Below are 15169 nucleotides of genomic sequence, written 5' to 3'. Positions count from 1 at the left end.
CATTAAAACGAAAGCAAGCAATGAGAAAAGTACACCCCGAATTCGCCTATCAATCGCGCGAACTGGAAGGCCAGATCGAAGGCATTCTGGGCGATCCCCCCGACCGCAAGAACTACCAGCGCATGATCGACGCGCTGGTGTCCGAGTACGCCAGCGGCGGCGGCATCGAGGATGTCAATATGCTGGCCTTCGCCCTGGTCGACCACCTCGAGTTCAGCGACCCGAAAGGCTTGCTGGCCGAAGCCCAGGACTACGAGTTCGGCGACCCGGCGCGCGTCTTCGCGATGGCCTCGTGCAAAGGCGAGGCGGCGCAACAGATGTATGCGGCGCTGGAAGAAAATCTGCCGGAACTGGCGCGCCAGGCCATCATCACCGCCTTCCTGTTCAAGCATCCGCGCAAGTGGGACGACGACGACCAATCGCTGGAACAGCTGTCGGCCAACGACGACGGCGACGATATCGAGGACGAGGACAACGCGACCGACGACTTCGCCCAAATGTTCGACAAGGAGGATTAAACCATGTCCGACGACAACAAGAGCAATTTGCCCGCGCTGAGCAAGCAAGTGACCGAACTGGTGCTGGCCGGCTCGCTGGGCCACGCCGAGCAAGCCTTCGCCGAAGCGGCCGACCAGTTCGGCGACCTGGCGGTGGTGGAAGTGTTGAGCAACATCCCGCCGCAAGTGACCGCGCTGCACATGGCCGGCTTCGACGGCGGCAAGATGTCGCTGGCGACCTTGCTGGTGCCGCCCAAGGCCTGGGCCGACAGCCTGGCCTTCTTCGCCGCGACCTGGCAGGACGACCTGATCGAGGACGACCCGGAGCGCATCGCCGAATCGCTGTTCGCGCACGTGCACGGCGTGGTGTTCTCGACCGACGACGAGGAGCGCCGCAGCGAATTGCTGCAGGCCGCGTCGGCGACCGACCACGGCGCCACCATCTTCGCCATCCTGTTCTCGATGGCGCCGAAGGAAATCCTGGAAGTGGCCGGCGAGATCATCGCCAAGGGCCCGTACCTGACCGGCCAGACCTCGTCGGACAACGACGTCGTGCCACTGGCGATCGCGCTGGCGCAAGCCTCGGAAGACGGCTGGGACCGCTCCTTGTTCGAGCTGTTCCCGGAGTTCCGCCACAGCGCCGACCTGGCCGACGCCGAGTTCAGCGACGACCCGGACGACGAGCCGACCTTCCTGCAGCGTTCGACCAAAGAATTGCTGTACCGCTTGCGCAAGCAGGTACCGTCGACCCGCAGCGCCAAGGCCGGTTCGCGCCGTAGCGTCGGCACCGGCATTTTCTCTTGATGGAAATTTCGAAGGACGCCGAAGCGATGCTGCCAGCATTAGTAGTAGAGAATTTGCCGCGCCTGACGCGCGCGATCCAGCAACTGGCGACCCATCCGGACGATGACGCCGCCTACGCCCTGGCCGACGAGCTGACCGGCATCACGGCGATGGTGGCCGAAAAGTTCACCAACGACCGCACCGCCGAGGGCATCCAGAAGGCGCTGCAGTTGACGGTGGGCGGGGTGTCGTTGGGACTCGATCACGTGATTCCGAACGAGACGGACCTGGCGGCGCTCGACTACCTGATCGAGCACGGCGCGGAGCATGCGTTCCAGATCGGCTTCAGGATGATCAAGGAATTGTCGGCGTTGCCGGAGGATACCCTGGTCGGCGAGTACGATACCGATCCGGTGTATTCGGCGCGCCGCTTGCGCGACCTGTTCATCGAGCTGTGCCAGACCGACCCGAACCAGAACTGGAACGGCGGCGACCGCTATTCGGTGATGCTGAAGCAGCGCAAGGAGGTGCAGGCGATTGTGCGCCTGGCCGGCTGGCTGCGCAGGCACAACACCGAGGGGCCGGTCAGCGATACGGATTTGAACGCCGAGGGCGTGATCGCGCTGGCGATCATCTTCGCCATCGAGGGCGGGGGCAGGGTGGTGGCCCGCACCGGGCAGAAGGAGTTCGAGCGTTTCGTCAAATCGGTACGCAAGAACAAGCCCGATTACGAGGAGGGCTGGGCGGCGCTGGTGGCCAAGGTGCCGGTGCAGCATCATCCGGTGCTGCTGGACCGGATCGATAGTTATCGCCAGACCTGTACCGTCATCCAGCACATCAAGGGACGCACGGCGATGAAGACCTTGTTTGCCGAGTTGGAGAATTATGCCGGGTCCGAATTGGACGCCGATTATTCGTGATTGATGGATGGGCTGGCGGCGGCTCGTCGATGGCGGATTACGCTGCGCTAATCCGCCCTACGTGTATCCGGGGTGTTTACGCGGCGCGATTCATCCGTGGAACGCACGACGATTTGCGGCGGCCGCGTAAGACGATTTTTCGTGGCGACACGTAGGGCGGATTAGGCGAAACGCCGTAATCCGCCATGTGCCGCCAGCGGCGTCACCCGCTCGCCGCCTCCAGCGCGATCGCCCTGAACGCCGCCACCAGCGGCGATATCTCATCTTTTCGCTGCGCCAGCAGCAGCGCCGTGGTGGCGTCCTGGTCGGCCAGCGGCCGGTACAGCACCCCGCTCAAGCGGATGATGTCGAACGAACTCGGCAGCACCGCGATCCCGAAACCCGCCGCCACCAGTCCCGCCATCGTCGACGCCTCGCCGGCTTCCATGGCGATGGTCGGCTCGAAGCCCGCCGCGCGGCACAGCCGGAAAATCTGCGGATGAATGCCGGTGCCGGCCGTCTTCGGATACATCACCAGCGGCTGCCCCTCCAGATCGCTGATCCGCAAGGTTTCCCTGGCCGCCAGCGGATGCTCCTCCGGCAGCACCATCACCAGCGGATCGCGCCGCAACTCGGTCGTCATCACCGCCTCGGGCAGTGCCGACTCCGGCGGCCGCACCAGCCCCAGATCGAGCTCGCGGCTGGCCAGCGCGTTGATCTGCGCCAGGGTCGATCGCTCGTGCAGGGTCAAGGTAACGCCGGGATAGCGCTGGCGGTAGCGGTTGATGACGGTCGCGAACAGCGGCGTCAGCGGCGTAGAAAACGTGAAGCCGACCCGCAATTCCCCGGCCTCGCCGCGCTCGGCACGGCGCGCCGTCTGCACCGCCTGCTCCGACAGCACCAGCACGCGCCGCGCATCGTCCAGGAACAGTTTTCCCGCCTCAGTCAGGCGCACCCAGCGTTTGCTACGCTCCAGCAGCTGCGCGCCCACTTCGGCTTCCAGCATCTGGATCTGATGGCTCAGCGGCGGCTGGCCGATGTGCAGACGCTCGGCCGCGCGGGTAAAGCTCAGCTCCTCGGCGACGGCGACGAAGTAGCGCAAATGACGTAGTTCCAAGCCGAAGCTCCTTTTTGTTATCTTTTTAAAGTATGACTAACGACTTAAATATATATTGGACAGTCGTACAGTGCAATCCTAAGATGACTTCATTGAGATTTGCATCGGAACACCAACATGTCTTCAAGCATAGCTTCAGCATCCTCTTTACCCTTACCGCCGACGCCCTACGGGCCGGCGCCACGCATCGCCGCCGGCAGCGCCGAATTCAAACGCAGCAACCGTGCGATGTTCTTCGGCGGCTTTTCCTGTTTCGCGCTGCTGTACTGCGTGCAGCCGCTGATGCCCTTGCTATCCCACGAATTCGCCTTGAGCGCCGCGCAGAGCAGCATGGTCCTGTCGGTATCGACCGCCGCGCTGGCCTTGTCGCTGGTGGCGTCGAGCGCCATGTCCGAGCGCCTGGGCCGCAAGCCGCTGATGGTAGCGGCGATGGCGATCGCCGCGCTGATGACAATATTGAGCGCGTTCGCCCACAACTATTCGCAACTGCTGGCGATGCGCGCGCTGCTGGGCATCGCGCTGGGCGGCATGCCGGCCATTGCCATGGCCTACCTGGGCGAGGAGATCGAGCCGACCTCGCTCGGGCTGTCGATGGGCCTGTACATCAGCGGCAGCGCTTTCGGCGGCATGGCGGGGCGGGTCATCACCTCTGTGCTGAGCGACCATTTTTCGTGGCGCCTGGCGGTGGGCGCGGTGGGCGTCGCCGGCGTGCTGGCGGCGTGGGAATTCTGGCGCAGCCTGCCGGCTTCGCGTCACTTCGTGCCGGCCGGCGGCGGCCTGCGCTCGATGGCCTCGGGTTTCAAACTGCATCTGTCCGATCGCGGCATGCCGTGGCTGTTCGCGCTGGCTTTCCTGCTGATGGGCGCGTTCGTCAGCCTGTACAACTACATCGGCTATCGCCTGCTGGGCGCGCCGTTCGGCTTGAACCATAGCCTGGTCGGCGCCGTGTCGTTCCTGTATCTGCTGGGGATCTACAGTTCGGTCTGGGCCGGGCGCCTGGCCGATCGCTTCGGCCGCCGCCACGTGTTGTGGGCGGTGATGGCCATCATGATCGTCGGCTTGCTGCTGACCTTGTCCAACTGGCTGCCGCTGATCGTGGCCGGCGTGGCGCTGTTCACCTACGGTTTCTTCGCCACGCACTCGGTCGCCAGCAGCTGGGTCGGTCGGCGCGCGACCACCAGCAAGGCGCTGGCGTCGGCGCTGTACCTGTTCTTCTACTACCTTGGTTCGAGCGTGATCGGTTCGGCCACCGGCGTCATGTGGGGCCGCGGCGGCTGGCCCGGCGTGGTGATGGTGCTGGGCCTGGCGCTGTCGCTGGCGATGCTGGTGGCGTTGCGGCTGCGCCGTCTGGCGCCGCTGGGCGCGGCGGAAAAATAATCAGCGGGGGCAGTCGGTGTAGCTCTTCCTGCCGTCCGGATAGATGTTGATGCAATAGGTCAGCAGGGCGGTGACGATTTTGTAGGTACGGGTCTTGTTCTCGCCGTCCGGCGTGCTCAGCTCCACCATTCTGGCCGCTTGATACCATTTTGGCGGGACCGCCTCGCGGGCGGCGTCGAAGCCGCGTTGCAGCCTGGCCTGCTTGCTGTCGGGCGGCGGCAGCGCCTCGGCGATGGGAAACGTCTTGCGGAGTTCCTTGTCGATCTTGCCGGCGTCGCGCCTGGCCTGCGCCAGGATGCTGTCGGTGCTGGTGTGCGGCTGCGGCTCGGCCGGTGTTTGTGCGAAGGGATCGTAGGGGGCTGGCGTTGGTGCCGCTTCGTTAGCGCTTGCCGCGATGGGCGCTGCCGACGCGGATTTGGCAACTGGGGAAATTTGCCGAGGCGCGGCGGTCGGCGTTTTGACACGGGCCGCCGGCGGTCTCTCCACGCTCGGCGCTATCGCCTTCGGCAAAGGCAGCAACCATTGAATCGCGTCGCGCCGCGCACGTGGGGCGTCCTTCGCAAGCTGGCTTTGCAAAAGGAAGTAAAGAACCACGAGGTGCGCCACACCCGTCACAAGTAGGCCGGACCAACGGTTTTGGCGTTGTATTCTCATGGCCGGCATTGTAGCCGCGCCGCGCGCCGCGATTTATCTTAATTGCAACTCAATCGCAAGTATCGCCGCGCGGTCCCGATGGTCTAATCCGGCGCTTCGCACACGGCTATGCCGCGTTTACTCGCCCGATTCTTTCTGGTGACGTACCGCTAAAATGACGACGGTATTGGTATCGGGGTCAATTCGGTAGCGCTACATAGCCACTGTCGCCAAGATCAATTGACCATTCCTGGAACACCTCCTCCATGTCCTCAGTGGGCCGCCCAATTTCTGGACGATGCCCAAGCATCGTGACGCCTTGCCTGACCGCGTGCACTGCGCGTGTCGCGGGGCGACCAGATCAGTCGTGACATTCGGGTGGTTCGATGTCGTTGCCATCGGCCAGCTGCGCCAGCCAAGCGTCGGCCTCGTCCGCTGTGACATGCAATCCGGAGGTTTGATACTCCTCCCACGCCTTAAGCGTATCCTGTTTGAATGCTTCACGCTTCTCCTCCCGCTCGACATATTGTGCGACGGCCTCGCGAAGCATCCAGTGCGGAGTCCTGCGGCGCGACTGCGCTAGTTGCTCAAGACGGGCGCGAGTATCGGGGTCAAGCTTGATCGACATGGGGCGGGCAATTGTAGCGGCCATAAGAGCGCTCCCTGTGCGTTTGTGATAAGTAATACCTTATCATACCTTCCCCTGATCGGCATGCAGCAGCCGGTGGTATGCGAAAGCTTCCTGTATGTTTTCTCGCAAGGTCTGGTCGTCCCACGGCTTCGTGTAGAAGCGGTAGATCTCGCCACGGTTGATGGCGTTGAGCACCGATTCCAGATCGGCGGAGCCGGACAGGATGATGCGTATCGTGCCCGGGTACAGGTTCTTTACCCGGCTGAGGAATTCGGTGCCGTTCATGCCGGGCATCTGCTGCTCGCTGATGACCACTTGCACTTCATTCATGGCAAGCAGGTCGAACGCCTGCTCGGGTGTCTCGGCGCCGAGGATATCGTAGCCGTCGACCCGGAACAGGCGCTTGAGCGACGCGCGGATCGACGGTTCGTCGTCCAGCAGCAGCAAGGTTTGCTGCGGCCGCGGCGCCACGCTCGGTTGCGGCGCCAGCCCGCGCTCCTGCCGCAGCAGTTCGGCGAAGTCGTCCGGCGGCAGCGGCCGGCTGAAGAAGTAGCCTTGCATCTCGTCGCAGCCATGACGCCGCAGGTAGGCCAGCTGCGCCTCGGTTTCGACGCCTTCGGCGATCACCTTGAAGCCCAGGCTGTGGCCGAGCGCCAGCACCGAGCGCACGATCGCGGCCACCTTCGGCTCGGTCAGCATCTCGCGCGTGAAGGATTGGTCGATCTTCAGGTAATCGACCGGGAACTGTTTTAGATAGGCCAGGCTCGAGTAGCCGGTGCCGAAGTCGTCGATCGACAGCGCGATGCCGAGCCGCTTGAGCTGCTCGACCACCGCCACCGCCTCGCCGACGTTGTGCATCATCAGGCTCTCGGTCAGCTCCAGCTCCAGGTATTGCGCCTCCAGGCCGCTGTCGGACAGGGCCGCCAGGATCTCGCCGGCCAGCGCCGGATCGCGGAACTGGCGCGCCGACAGGTTGACGGCCACCCGCAGCGGCGTCAGCCCGGCCGCTTGCCAGGCCTTGTTCTGCGCGCAGGCGGCGCGCAGCACCCAGCGGCCGATCGCCACGATCATGCCGGTCTCCTCGGCCACGCCGATGAAGCGCGCCGGCGACACCATGCCCATGGCCGGATGGCGCCAGCGCAGCAGCGCTTCCATGCCCACCACGGCGCCGCTGCGCAAATCCACCTTGGGCTGGTACTGCAGACTGAGCTCGTTGCGCGGCAGCGCGTGGCGCAGCTCGGCCTCGATCATCGTGCGCTCGGCGATGCGGGTGTGCATGGCCGCCTCGTAGAACTGGATCTGGTTGCGGCCGGCCTCCTTGGCGCGGTACATGGCGATGTCGGCATGCTTGAGCAGTTGCTGCGGTTCGGCGCCGTCGTTGGGGTAGACGCTGACGCCGATGCTGCAGGTGACGGTGAACAGCTGTTTGCCCAGCGCCACCGGCGCGCCGACGGCGTCGAGCACTTGTTCGAGCAGGAGTGACATGGGGCGGCCGTCGGCGTCCGGCATCAGCAGCAGGAACTCGTCGCCGCCGAGCCGGGCGACGGTGTCGCTGGTGTCGAGGCAGGCGCTCAGGCGCGCGCCGATGGTGCACAGCAGCTCGTCGCCGGCCTGGTGGCCTTCGCTGTCGTTGACCAGCTTGAAGTTGTCGAGGTCGATGAACGCGACCCACACGCTGTGGCCGTAGCGCTGGGCGTAGCTGATCGCCTGCGCCATGCGGTCGCCGAACAGCGCCCGGTTGGGCAGGCCGGTCAGCGCGTCGTGGCTGGCCTGGTGCTCCAGCTGTGCCTGGTAGTTGATGGTTTCGGTCAGGTCGGTCAGCACGCAGACGTGGTGGGTGATCTCGGCGCCGGTGTGCACCGGCGCCAGGTGCAGCTGGGTCCACAGCGGGGTGCCGTCGCGATGGCGCGCGCCCATCAGCAACGTCACCTCCTGGCGCGACTGCAGCGCCGCGCGCAGGGCCTCGCCGTCGTCGTTGTGCTGCTCGTGGCCGAGCATCAGTTCCAGGCGCCGGCCATTGGCTTCGGCGCCGCTGTGGCCGAACAGCCGGGCGAAGGCGGGATTGGCGTATTCAATCACGTCGCCGTCCGGGCCGTGTGCGGTGATGACGATGGCGTTGACGCTGGCGTCGAGCGCGCGCCTCCGCAGTTGCAGCATCATTTCGTTTTGTTTGCGCTCGGTGATGTCCTCGATCATGCCGAGCACGCCGATGATGTTGCCGTACTGGTCGTGGAACGGCAGCTTGCTGATCAGGAACCAGTGCACCGAGCCGTCGGCCAGGGTCATGTGGTCCTGGTAGTCCAGCTGTGGCCGGCCGGTGGCGACGATGGCGGCATCCTCGGCGCGGATGGCCTCGGCGTTGTGCGCCCACGGCATTTGCTCGTCGCGCTTGCCGGGCACTTGCGTGGTGCTGGCGAGCCCGGCCGCATGGGCGAAGACTTGGTTGCCGCCGAGGTAGTTGCCGTCGAGTCCCTTCCAGAAAATCTGGTGCGGGATCTGGTTGATGACCAGGTTCTTCAGTTCGCGCGAGGCGTGCAGCTCGGCCGCCATCTGCAATTGTTCGGTGACGTCGTGCGCGACGACGAAGCGCGACGGATGGCCGGCGATGGTCACCGAGTGCGACGAGATTTCCACTTCGATATGGCTGCCGTCGCGCTTGATGTGGGTCCAGCTGCCGGCGCGCTCGGCGCCCTTGACCGGGGCGCTGGCCAGGTTGCTTTCCAGCCGTGCGTGCTGTTCGGGCGGACGGATGTCCTTGATCGTCATCTGCAGGAATTCGGCCTCCGTGTAGCCGTAGTGGGCGACGGCGGCGGCGTTGACGACCAGGAACTGCAGCGTATGCAAGTCATACACCCACATCGGTTGCGGGTGGGCTTCGAACAGGTGCTTGAAGCGCAGCCGCGACTCGAACACGTCGTAGTCGTCGAGCGGGTACGACAGGCACAGGTAGTGTCCGGGCTGGTGCGCCGTGGCGCGGCGCCATTCGACCGTTTGCGTGACCATGTGCGGCACGCCGCCGGCGCCGACAAGCTCGAGCTCGCCGCGCCAGTAGCCGCGCGCGCGCGCCGTCGGCAGCGCCTCGTCCTTGAACATAGGCACCGACCAGGTCGCATACAGCGCGGCGGCCGGCGTCCCGTCCGCGACGGGGCCGAGCGCCGAGCGCGTGTGGCCGTTGAGCCACAGCAGCTTGCCGCCTTCGTCGATCGAAAAAGCGAAATAAGGACTATGGGCGAAAAACTGCTCCAACGGCTGCTGTTCGGTGTCGCGGAGGTGTGCGGAATACTGGTGGCTGTCCATGTCCGTTCTGGCGGTGCGGGCTTTGTTAATTAATACTAACAGATGCGGCTGGGCCTGCGTAGCACAGCTGGCCCATGTGAAAGCGAAGGCGATTTCGCTGGCGGTCTGACCTGCGTCAATGAGCGGGCGCGGAGGCTGAAACTGCTTGTATGGCCGAGGGTCGAATCTGCACTGGCACGCCTGTGCCTGATCCTACAGGGGAGGAGTCACCATGCTGCAAATGAACGACATCGAGCACCGGTTCCATTTACTTGAGCAAGCGATAGGGCAGGCGGCGCAGGCCAGTTCCGCCGAGCCCAATCTGCCGAGCGAGCTGCGCGACAGCATCCAGCGCGTCGACCGGCTGTCGGACACGGCGCGCGAGATCTTGCTGTCGCAGGACACGCCGCGCATCAACAAGCTGATCCGCGACATGGAATTGATGGCCGAGCGCGCCAAACGGGTGTGCGTCAACATTCCGCAGTTGTCCGCGCAGATGAAGGGCTCGGTCACCCAGATGCACAGTCAGATCATCGAGTTGAAGCGCGATGTTTCAAGGTGAGGCGGCACCGGCGGATGCGCCGTGTTAATCCGCCACCTTGATCACCGCGATCATCTCGCCGATCTCGTCGAGGCCGGTTTCCTCGAAGCCAAAGCTTTGGTAGAACGTCCGCGCGGCGAGGTTGCCCGGCTTGTAGCAGATCGTGATCAGCTTGACGTCCGGCTTGGCCTTGAGCTCGTCCAGCAGCAGCGCCATCGCGCGCCGGCCGATGCCTTTGCCTTGTTGCGGGAAGTCCACCATGAAGCGGTAGATGCCGTACTCGCCCGGATTGTCGTTCGACTGGCGGTCGTACAGCAGGAAGCCGGCCGGCTCGCCGTCGCAATAGATACCGCGCGGGATGTAATCGGCGTAGAACTTGGCTTGCGCGATCGAAAACGCATTGCTGGCGATGAAGTCGCGCTGGTGCTCGGGCAGCTCCATCTCCATGAACGCCTCGAAGTTGTGACCGGTAATTTCTTCCAACGATACGTTGCTGCTCATACTTAAAGGACTCCTTTGTTGCGCAGGGTGGCGATGTCGGCTTCGCTGTGGCCGAGCAAATCGCGCAGTACTTCGTCGGTGTGCTGGCCCAGCAGCGGCGGTGGCAGGGTCGACTCGTCGTCGGCCGGCGCGCCGGACATGCGCATCGGGCTGCGCACCAGCCTGACCTTGCCGGCGGTCGGGTGCGGCACTTCCATCACCAGTTCGCGCGCCAGCACCTGCGGATTTTTATAGACATCGTCGAGGTTGTTGATCGGGCCGCACGGCACGCCGACCGCCTCCAGCTTGTCGATCCAGAAATCACGGGGTTGCGTCAGCACCATGGCGGCCAGCAGCGGCACCAGCTCGTCGCGGTTTTTCACGCGCAGTGGATTGGTGGCGTAGCGCTCGTGGAAGGCCAGGTCGCCGCGTCCGCCCGCTTCGACAAACTTTTGATACTGGCCGTCGTTGCCGGTGGCGACGATGATGTAGCCGTCCGAGCAGGCGAAGGTTTGATACGGCACGATGTTCGGATGCGCGTTGCCCCAGCGCTTGGGCGGCTTGCCGCTGTTCAGGTAATTGCTGCCCATGTTGGCCAGCATCGCCACCTGCACGTCCAGCAGCGCCATGTCGATGTACTGGCCGCCGCCGTCGCGGTCGCGCTGGGTCAGCGCGGCCAGAATGGCGATGGTGGCGTACATGCCGGTCATCAGGTCGGTCAGCGCGACGCCGGCTTTTTGCGGGCCGCCGCCGGGCAGGTCGTCGCGCTCGCCGGTCACCGACATCAAGCCGCCCATCCCCTGGATCAGGAAATCGTAGCCGGCGCGGTGCGCATACGGGCCGTCCTGGCCGAAGCCGGTCACCGAGCAGTAGACCAGGTCGGGCTTGATCGCCTTGAGCGATTCGTAATCGAGGCCGTAGCGTTTCAGTTGGCCGACCTTGTAGTTTTCCAGCACCACGTCGCAATGCTTGACCAGCTCGCGCAGCAGCGCCTGGCCTTCGGCGCTGGCGATGTCCATCGTGACCGAGCGCTTGCCGCGGTTGGCGGCCAGGTAGTAGGCGGCCTCGGTGGTGTCGTTGCCGTCGGCGTCTTTGGCGTAGGGCGGGCCCCAGGCGCGGGTGTCGTCGCCGCCGCCGGGACGTTCGATCTTGATGACGTCGGCGCCCAGGTCGGCCAGGTTCTGCGAGCACCATGGTCCGGCCAGCACCCGGCTCAGGTCGAGCACGCGGATGTGGCTTAACGCTTTTTGAGCTGTCATGATATGTCTAACCTTTTGAGTAATCCTATCAGGCCGCCAGTGTAGTGTCTGCGCAGCATTCGTGATAGGGTGGGCGTTGGTTTTATAACAAATATTTGCGTGGGAGGCAGAGCTATGTGGCCGTATCCTAAAATTGTTGCACATCGCGGCGGCGGGACCCTGGCGCCTGAAAACACGGTCGCCGGCCTGCGCGCGGGCCTGGCTTACGGCTTCCATGCCGTCGAGTTCGACGTGATGCTGTCGCGCGACGGCATCGGCATGGTCATGCACGATCCCGACTTCGGCCGCACGGTGGCGGGCCGGGGCAGCGTGCCGGACACCGACGCCATCGACCTGGCTGCCATGGACGCGGGCGCCTGGTTCGGCCCGCAGTTCAAGGACGAACCGGTGCCGTATTACACGCAATTCATCGATTACTGCAAGGCCCAGCGCATCTGGATGAACGTGGAAATCAAGCCGGCCGACGGTTTTGAGGTGGAAACGGGCCGCTGGGTGGCCAAGGTAACCCGCGACAGCTACGCCGTCGAGATCGCCGCCGGCGACCCGGCCGCCGTCCCCTTGTTGTCATCGTTCAGCTTTGCCGCCTTGGCGGCCGCCCGCGACGCCGCCCCCTACCTGCCGCGCGGCTACTTGCTGGACCGGATTCCCGACGACTGGCAGGCGCAGGCGCGGGAGTTGGGCGCGGTCGCCATCCATACCAACCACAAGCATCTGACCAGCGACCTGGCGCGGGCGATCAAGGCCGCCGGCTATGGCTTGTTTTGCTATACCGTCAACGAGCCCGAGCGGGGCAGGGAGATCCTGTCCTGGGGCGTGGACGGCTTTTGCACCGACCGCATCGATCTGATCGGGCCAACGTTTGCCTGACAGCCAGCCTGGCAACCCTTCCCCTGGCGGGGTCATATATAATCAACCCTTTGCATTTGCCAGCTACCTCTGCTCACGACATGAAATCATCTGAAATCCGCGACAAATTCCTCAAGTTTTTTGAATCCAAGGGTCATTCGATTGTCCGTTCCAGCTCCCTGGTACCTGGCAACGACCCGACCTTGCTGCTGACCAACAGCGGCATGGTGCAATTCAAGGACGTGTTCACCGGCACCGACAGCCGTCCGTACACCCGCGCCACCTCCGTGCAGCGCTGCGTGCGCGCCGGCGGCAAGCACAACGATCTGGAAAACGTCGGCTACACCGCGCGCCACCACACCTTCTTCGAAATGCTGGGTAACTTCAGCTTCGGCGACTATTTCAAGCGCGACGCCATCAACTTCGCCTGGGAACTGCTGACCAAGGTTTACGGCCTGCCGGCAGAGAAGCTGACCGTGACCGTCTACATGGAAGATGACGAGGCCTACGATATCTGGGCCAACGAAGTGGGCGTGCCGAAAGAGCGCATCATCCGCATCGGCGACAACAAGGGTTCACGTTACGCTTCGGATAACTTCTGGCAGATGGCCGACACCGGCCCATGCGGCCCGTGCACCGAGATCTTCTACGACCACGGCGCCGACATTCCAGGCGGCCCGCCTGGCTCGCCGGACGAAGACGGCGACCGTTTCATCGAAATCTGGAACCTGGTGTTCATGCAGTTCAACCGCGACGAAGCGGGCGTGATGCACAAGCTGCCGAAGCCGTGCGTCGACACCGGCATGGGCATGGAGCGCCTGGCCGCCGTGCTGCAGCACGTGCATTCGAACTACGAGATCGACCTGTTCCAGGCCCTGATCAAGGCCGCCGCGCGCGAAACCGGCGCCACCGACCTGGAAAACAAGTCGCTGCGCGTGATCGCCGACCACATCCGCGCTTCGGCGTTCATGATCGTCGACGGCGTGATTCCGGGCAGCGAAGGCCGCGCCTACGTCCTGCGCCGCATCATCCGCCGCGCGCTGCGCCACGGCCACAAGCTGGGCCAGACCAAGCCGTTCTTCTACAAGCTGGTGGCCGACCTGGCGATCGAGATGGGCGGCGCCTATCCGGAGCTGGAAGAAGCCAAGGACCGCGTGGCGCAAATGTTGAAGGCCGAGGAAGAGCGTTTCGGCGAGACGCTGGAAACCGGCATGAAAGTATTGGAAGCCCAACTGGCCAAGGACAGCACCGGCATCGACGGCGCCACCGCCTTCACCCTGTACGAAACCTACGGCTTCCCGCCGGACCTGACGGCAGACATCTGCCGCGAGCGCAACATCAGCTTCGACCAGGAAGGCTATGACGCCGCCCTGAAGGAAAGCCAGGAACTGTCGCGCAAAGGCGGCAAGTCCATCAAGGACAGCAAGGTCGAATACGCGGGCGAGAAGAACAAATTCGTCGGTTACGACAACCTGAGCCACGCCACCGCCAAGATCGTCGCGCTGTACACGGGCGGCACCGCAGTGCAGGAACTGACGGCCGGCCAGTCGGGCATCGTGGTGCTGGACACCACGCCGTTCTACGCCGAATCGGGCGGCCAGGTCGGTGACCAGGGCACGATCACTGCCGGCGCCGCCGCCTTCAACGTCGACGACACGCTGAAAATCCAGGCCGACGTGTTCGGCCACCACGGCACCTTGTCCGCCGGTTCGCTCAAAGTGGGCGACGCGGTCAGCGCCGACGTCGACCAGGGCAAGCGCGCGCGCACCATCCGCAACCACTCGGCGACCCACCTGATGCACAAAGCCCTGCGCGAAGTGCTGGGCGGCCACGTGGCGCAAAAGGGCTCGCTGGTCGACGCGGACAAAACCCGTTTCGACTTCAGCCACAACGCGCCGCTGACGGCCGAGCAGATCGCCGAAGTGGAAGCCAAGGTCAATAAAGAGATCCTGGAAAACCACGCGACCAAGGCGCAGCACATGTCGTTCGACGACGCCGTCAAGCATGGCGCGATGGCGCTGTTCGGCGAGAAGTACGGCGACGAAGTGCGCGTGCTCGACATCGGCACCTCGAAAGAGCTGTGCGGCGGCGTCCACGTGCAGCGCACCGGCGACATCGGCCTGTTCAAGATCATCTCGGAAAGCGGCGTCGCCGCCGGTATCCGCCGCGTCGAAGCGGTGACCGGCGAGGGCGCGCTGGCGCTGGTGCAGTCGATGAACCGCCGCCTGCTGGAAGCGGCCGCCGCGCTGAAGTCGAATCCTGAAGAACTGACCGCACGTATCGGCCAGGTGCAGGACCATGTCAAGGCGCTGGAGAAGGAACTGGCCGCGCTGAAGTCGAAGCTGGCTTCTGGGCAGGGCGACGAGCTGGTCACGCAAGCGGTGGACGTCAACGGCATCAAGGTGCTGGCGGCCACGCTGGACGGCGCCGACGTGGCCCGCCTGCGCGAGACCATGGACAAGCTGAAGGACAAGCTGAAGACCGCGGCCATCGTGCTGGCAAGCGTCGCCGACGGCAAGGTCAGCCTGATCGCCGGCGTCACGGCGGACGCCACCTCCAAGGTCAAGGCCGGCGAGCTGGTGAACTTCGTTGCACAACAAGTGGGCGGAAAAGGCGGTGGTCGCCCCGATATGGCGCAGGCCGGCGGTACCGATCCGAGCGGCTTGCCGGCGGCGCTCGCCGGTGTGGCGGCGTGGGTGGGCGAGCGCGCTTCGAAATAAGCGCGGTAGCTATCAGCCTGCAACCACGGCGCTAACGCACCACCTGAGCGGCCCGCGTGTCAAGCGCGGGCCGCTGTTGTTTAAGCAGACTTATTGTAAAATCGCAAGTT

The 15169-nt window shown here is 64.4% G+C and carries 13 protein-coding genes; 7 read left to right on the top strand and 6 right to left on the bottom strand.

Annotated elements, in window-relative coordinates; translation table 11 throughout:
- Positions 1-20 precede the first annotated feature (20 nt).
- From NHH73_24505 to NHH73_24495, 3 genes are read left to right on the top strand one after another with little or no spacing between them, the layout of a single operon-like run.
- Entirely contained in the window at positions 21-518 is a 498-nt protein-coding gene (locus NHH73_24505) for a hypothetical protein (protein USX25703.1), read from the top strand.
- Between the two features lie 3 nt (positions 519-521).
- Complete coding sequence (locus NHH73_24500; protein ID USX25702.1) at positions 522-1301, top strand: hypothetical protein; 780 nt, start codon at positions 522-524, stop codon at positions 1299-1301.
- A gap of 26 nt (positions 1302-1327) precedes the next feature.
- The gene (locus NHH73_24495; GenBank protein ID USX29699.1) at positions 1328-2200 is read left to right on the top strand and encodes a hypothetical protein; all 873 of its coding nucleotides are present in this window, start codon (positions 1328-1330) and stop codon (positions 2198-2200) included.
- A gap of 202 nt (positions 2201-2402) precedes the next feature.
- Here NHH73_24495 and NHH73_24490 read toward each other — a convergent pair whose 3' ends face one another.
- Entirely contained in the window at positions 2403-3296 is an 894-nt protein-coding gene (locus NHH73_24490) for a LysR family transcriptional regulator (GenBank protein ID USX25701.1), read from the bottom strand.
- A gap of 117 nt (positions 3297-3413) precedes the next feature.
- Between NHH73_24490 and NHH73_24485 the strand changes: the two genes are divergently transcribed.
- Positions 3414-4673, top strand: coding sequence for an MFS transporter (locus NHH73_24485; GenBank protein USX25700.1), 1260 nt, complete (start codon positions 3414-3416; stop codon positions 4671-4673).
- On the opposite strand, the gene NHH73_24480 is transcribed toward NHH73_24485, so the two are convergent.
- The 3 genes from NHH73_24480 to NHH73_24470 all read right to left on the bottom strand — a co-directional run bounded on the left by NHH73_24480 (position 4674) and on the right by NHH73_24470 (position 9234).
- Entirely contained in the window at positions 4674-5159 is a 486-nt protein-coding gene (locus tag NHH73_24480) for a hypothetical protein (protein ID USX25699.1), read from the bottom strand.
- A gap of 508 nt (positions 5160-5667) precedes the next feature.
- A complete protein-coding gene (locus NHH73_24475) occupies positions 5668-5958 on the bottom strand; it encodes a CopG family ribbon-helix-helix protein (GenBank protein USX25698.1) in 291 nt (96 codons plus the stop codon).
- A 39-nt stretch (positions 5959-5997) separates the two neighbouring features.
- Positions 5998-9234 (bottom strand): EAL domain-containing protein, encoded by a 3237-nt coding sequence (locus tag NHH73_24470; protein USX25697.1) that lies wholly within the window; start codon positions 9232-9234, stop codon positions 5998-6000.
- Between the two features lie 211 nt (positions 9235-9445).
- Here NHH73_24470 and NHH73_24465 point away from each other — a divergent pair, with 211 nt between their 5' ends.
- Positions 9446-9775, top strand: a complete 330-nt coding sequence (locus NHH73_24465) for a hypothetical protein (protein USX25696.1) — start codon at positions 9446-9448, stop codon at positions 9773-9775.
- A gap of 24 nt (positions 9776-9799) precedes the next feature.
- Here NHH73_24465 and NHH73_24460 read toward each other — a convergent pair whose 3' ends face one another.
- Entirely contained in the window at positions 9800-10255 is a 456-nt protein-coding gene (locus NHH73_24460) for a GNAT family N-acetyltransferase (GenBank protein USX25695.1), read from the bottom strand.
- A gap of 2 nt (positions 10256-10257) precedes the next feature.
- Complete coding sequence (locus tag NHH73_24455; GenBank protein ID USX25694.1) at positions 10258-11493, bottom strand: CoA transferase; 1236 nt, start codon at positions 11491-11493, stop codon at positions 10258-10260.
- A 114-nt stretch (positions 11494-11607) separates the two neighbouring features.
- Here NHH73_24455 and ugpQ point away from each other — a divergent pair, with 114 nt between their 5' ends.
- Together ugpQ and alaS are read left to right on the top strand one after the other, a co-directional pair.
- Positions 11608-12360: a glycerophosphodiester phosphodiesterase gene (gene ugpQ / locus NHH73_24450; GenBank protein USX25693.1), complete on the top strand. Its 753-nt coding sequence runs from the start codon at positions 11608-11610 to the stop codon at positions 12358-12360.
- 80 nt (positions 12361-12440) lie between these two features.
- Positions 12441-15059, top strand: a complete 2619-nt coding sequence (gene alaS / locus NHH73_24445; protein USX25692.1) for an alanine--tRNA ligase — start codon at positions 12441-12443, stop codon at positions 15057-15059.
- The last annotated feature ends 110 nt before the right edge of the window (positions 15060-15169 follow it).

Source organism: Oxalobacteraceae bacterium OTU3CINTB1 (genome assembly GCA_024123955.1).
GTDB lineage: Bacteria > Pseudomonadota > Gammaproteobacteria > Burkholderiales > Burkholderiaceae_D > Rugamonas.
The sequence above is the reverse complement of the archived record's forward strand: the minus strand, read 5'-3'. Positions and strand labels throughout refer to the sequence as shown.

Bases quoted from the DNA above. Each gene is read 5' to 3' on its own strand.
- NHH73_24485 (USX25700.1), top strand. From the start codon at position 3,414: ATGTCTTCAAGCATAGCTTCAGCATCCTCTTTACCCTTACCGCCGACG.
- alaS (USX25692.1), top strand. From the start codon at position 12,441: ATGAAATCATCTGAAATCCGCGACAAATTCCTCAAGTTTTTTGAATCC.
- NHH73_24500 (USX25702.1), top strand. From the start codon at position 522: ATGTCCGACGACAACAAGAGCAATTTGCCCGCGCTGAGCAAGCAAGTG.
- NHH73_24505 (USX25703.1), top strand. From the start codon at position 21: ATGAGAAAAGTACACCCCGAATTCGCCTATCAATCGCGCGAACTGGAA.
- NHH73_24460 (USX25695.1), bottom strand. From the start codon at position 10,255: ATGAGCAGCAACGTATCGTTGGAAGAAATTACCGGTCACAACTTCGAG.
- ugpQ (USX25693.1), top strand. From the start codon at position 11,608: ATGTGGCCGTATCCTAAAATTGTTGCACATCGCGGCGGCGGGACCCTG.
- NHH73_24470 (USX25697.1), bottom strand. From the start codon at position 9,234: ATGGACAGCCACCAGTATTCCGCACACCTCCGCGACACCGAACAGCAG.
- NHH73_24475 (USX25698.1), bottom strand. From the start codon at position 5,958: ATGGCCGCTACAATTGCCCGCCCCATGTCGATCAAGCTTGACCCCGAT.
- NHH73_24465 (USX25696.1), top strand. From the start codon at position 9,446: ATGCTGCAAATGAACGACATCGAGCACCGGTTCCATTTACTTGAGCAA.
- NHH73_24455 (USX25694.1), bottom strand. From the start codon at position 11,493: ATGACAGCTCAAAAAGCGTTAAGCCACATCCGCGTGCTCGACCTGAGC.
- NHH73_24495 (USX29699.1), top strand. From the start codon at position 1,328: ATGCTGCCAGCATTAGTAGTAGAGAATTTGCCGCGCCTGACGCGCGCG.